At 56.1% G+C, this 660-nt stretch carries 1 rRNA gene; it reads right to left on the bottom strand.

From position 1 onward, the window contains the following. Window positions 1-660: ribosomal RNA gene (locus NM10_RS12830) — 23S ribosomal RNA — on the bottom strand; the annotation flags it as partial.

Here is a 660-nt window from a genome sequence, read left to right as displayed (position 1 = left end):
TCAGATGTAATGAGAAACCTCATCTCTAGGCTGGTTTCACGCTTAGATGCTTTCAGCGTTTATCCGTCCCCGACGTAGCTACCCAGCTGCACGGCTGGCGCCATGACTGGTACACCATTGGTCGGTCCACTCCGGTCCTCTCGTACTMAGGAGCAGCCCCTTTCAAGTTTCTTACGCCCGCGATGGATAGGGACCGAACTGTCTCACGACGTTCTGAACCCAGCTCGCGTACCACTTTAATGGGCGAACAGCCCAACCCTTGGGACCTACTTCAGCCCCAGGATGTGATGAGCCGACATCGAGGTGCCAAACCTCCCGTCGATATGGACTCTTGGGAGAGATAAGCCTGTTATCCCCAGGGTAGCTTTTATCCGTTGAGCGATGGCAATTCCACTCTCTACCACCGGATCACTAAGCCCGACTTTCGTCCCTGCTCGACCTGTCCGTCTCGCAGTCAAGCTCCCTTCTGCCTTTGCACTCTTCGCGCGGTTTCCGTCCGCGCTGAGGGAACCTTTGGGCGCCTCCGTTACTCTTTCGGAGGCGACCGCCCCAGTCAAACTGCCCGCCTGAGACTGCCAAGCCAGCTCGTTACGCTTCTCGTTAGAATTCCAATAAAACAAGGTTGGTATCCCGACCAGCGGCTCCGTGAATACTGGCGTA

Origin of the sequence: Megasphaera sp. NM10 (genome assembly GCF_000417505.1) — a bacterium.
GTDB lineage: Bacteria > Bacillota > Negativicutes > Veillonellales > Megasphaeraceae > Megasphaera > Megasphaera intestinihominis.
Note: the sequence above shows the minus strand (reverse complement) of the source record. Positions and strands in the feature narration are given on the sequence as shown.